At 52.6% G+C, this 2,847-nt stretch carries 2 rRNA genes (1 of these 2 running past the window's edge); both read left to right on the top strand.

The features are described 5' to 3' along the window. Positions 1-2,581 (top strand): 23S ribosomal RNA (locus L0962_RS18115) (it extends 300 nt beyond the left edge of the window). A 92-nt stretch (positions 2,582-2,673) separates the two neighbouring features. Then, positions 2,674-2,786 (top strand): 5S ribosomal RNA (gene rrf, locus L0962_RS18120). Positions 2,787-2,847 lie beyond the last annotated feature (61 nt).

Below are 2,847 nucleotides of genomic sequence, written 5' to 3' on the forward strand. Positions count from 1 at the left end.
AAGTCCGGCCGTAGTGGGTGATAGCCCCGTATGCGAAAACATCGCTGTGGTACTAAGTTAGCGAAAAGTAGGGCGGGGCACGTGAAACCTTGTCTGAACATGGGGGGACCATCCTCCAAGGCTAAATACTCGTGATCGACCGATAGTGAACCAGTACCGTGAGGGAAAGGCGAAAAGAACCCCGGGAGGGGAGTGAAATAGAACCTGAAACCGCATGCATACAAACAGTGGGAGCCTCCTTGTGGGGTGACTGCGTACCTTTTGTATAATGGGTCAGCGACTTACGTTATGTTGCGAGCTTAACCGAATAGGGGAGGCGTAGCGAAAGCGAGTCTGATAAGGGCGTTTAGTAGCATGGCGTAGACCCGAAACCGGATGATCTATCCATGGCCAGGATGAAGGTGCCGTAACAGGTACTGGAGGTCCGAACCCACTAATGTTGAAAAATTAGGGGATGAGCTGTGGATAGGGGTGAAAGGCTAAACAAATCCGGAAATAGCTGGTTCTCCCCGAAAACTATTTAGGTAGTGCGTCTTATATCACTGACGGGGGTAAAGCACTGTTATGGCTAGGGGGTCATCGCGACTTACCAAACCATGGCAAACTCTGAATACCGTCAAGTGCGAGTAAGGCAGACAGACAGTGGGTGCTAACGTCCATTGTCAAGAGGGAAACAACCCAGACCGCCAGCTAAGGTCCCCAAGACACAGTTAAGTGGGAAACGAGGTGGGAAGGCATAGACAGCTAGGAGGTTGGCTTAGAAGCAGCCACCCTTTAAAGAAAGCGTAATAGCTCACTAGTCGAGTCGTCCTGCGCGGAAGATGTAACGGGGCTCAAACTGTGCACCGAAGCTGCGGATATCCGTAAGGATATGGTAGGGGAGCGTTCTGTAGGTCTGTGAAGGTGTCTTGTAAAGGATGCTGGAGATATCAGAAGTGCGAATGCTGACATGAGTAGCGATAAAGGGAGTGAAAAGCTCCCTCGCCGAAAGCCCAAGGTTTCCTACGCAACGTTCATCGGCGTAGGGTGAGTCGGCCCCTAAGGCGAGGCAGAAATGCGTAGTCGATGGGAAACAGGTCAATATTCCTGTACCGATTCTAGATGCGATGTGGGGACGGAGAAGGTTAGGTCAGCCGGGTGTTGGATGTCCCGGTTTAAGCGTGTAGGCGTGCCCCTTAGGCAAATCCGGGGGGCTTAGCTGAGGCGTGATGACGAGGCACTACGGTGCTGAAGTGATTGATACCATGCTTCCAGGAAAAGCCACTAAGCTTCAGTCTAGATTCGACCGTACCGCAAACCGACACAGGTGGGCAGGATGAAAATTCTAAGGCGCTTGAGAGAACTCAGGAGAAGGAACTCGGCAAATTGACACCGTAACTTCGGGAGAAGGTGTGCCCCGGTAGGTTGTAGAGCCTCGCGCTCGAAGGCCGATGGGGTTGCAGTGAAATGGTGGCTGCGACTGTTTAATAAAAACACAGCACTCTGCAAACACGAAAGTGGACGTATAGGGTGTGACGCCTGCCCGGTGCTGGAAGATTAAGTGATGGGGTGCAAGCTCTTGATCGAAGTCCCAGTAAACGGCGGCCGTAACTATAACGGTCCTAAGGTAGCGAAATTCCTTGTCGGGTAAGTTCCGACCTGCACGAATGGCGTAACGATGGCCACACTGTCTCCTCCTGAGACTCAGCGAAGTTGAAATGTTTGTGAAGATGCAATCTCCCCGCGGCAAGACGGAAAGACCCCATGAACCTTTACTGCAGCTTTGCATTGGACTTTGAACCGGTTTGTGTAGGATAGGTGGGAGACTGTGAAACCGGGACGCTAGTTTCGGTGGAGTCAACCTTGAAATACCACCCTGATTTGTTTGAGGTTCTAACCTTGGTCAGTGAATCCTGACCGGGGACCGTGCATGGTAGGCAGTTTGACTGGGGCGGTCTCCTCCCAAAAGGTAACGGAGGAGTACGAAGGTACGCTTAGGGCGGTCGGACATCGCCCATAAAGTGCAATGGCAAAAGCGTGCTTGACTGCGAGACCCACAAGTCGAGCAGGTGCGAAAGCAGGTCATAGTGATCCGGTGGTTCTGTATGGAAGGGCCATCGCTCAACGGATAAAAGGTACTCTGGGGATAACAGGCTGATACCGCCCAAGAGTTCATATCGACGGCGGTGTTTGGCACCTCGATGTCGGCTCATCTCATCCTGGGGCTGAAGCCGGTCCCAAGGGTATGGCTGTTCGCCATTTAAAGAGGTACGTGAGCTGGGTTTAAAACGTCGTGAGACAGTTTGGTCCCTATCTGCCGTGGGCGCTGGAAATTTGAGAGGGCCTGCTCCTAGTACGAGAGGACCGGAGTGGACATTCCTCTGGTGTACCGGTTATGACGCCAGTCGTATCGCCGGGTAGCTATGAATGGAAGAGATAACCGCTGAAAGCATCTAAGCGGGAAACTCGCCTCAAGATAAGATTTCCCGGGGCCTAGAGCCCCCTTAAGGGTCGTCGAAGACCACGACGTTGATAGGTCGGGTGTGGAAGCGCAGTAATGCGTTAAGCTAACCGATACTAATTGCCCGTGCGGCTTGATCCTATAACCTTGAATCAACACGCAACTCCTAAACAATCACAACACCTTCTTCCCTTTTGCGTTTGACGAATACCTCGTCAAACAGACAAGTTACGCTTGGCGGCAATAGCCTGCTGGACCCACCCCTTCCCTTCCCGAACAGGACCGTGAAACAGCAACGCGCCAATGATAGTGAGCTTCCGCTCGCGAAAGTAGGTCACCGCCAGGCTCCCCATAACACTCGAGGCCCGTTACAAATACGTAACGGGCCTCCGTGCGTCTACTCAAAA

The organism is Azonexus sp. R2A61 (assembly GCF_021401135.1).
GTDB lineage: Bacteria > Pseudomonadota > Gammaproteobacteria > Burkholderiales > Rhodocyclaceae > Azonexus.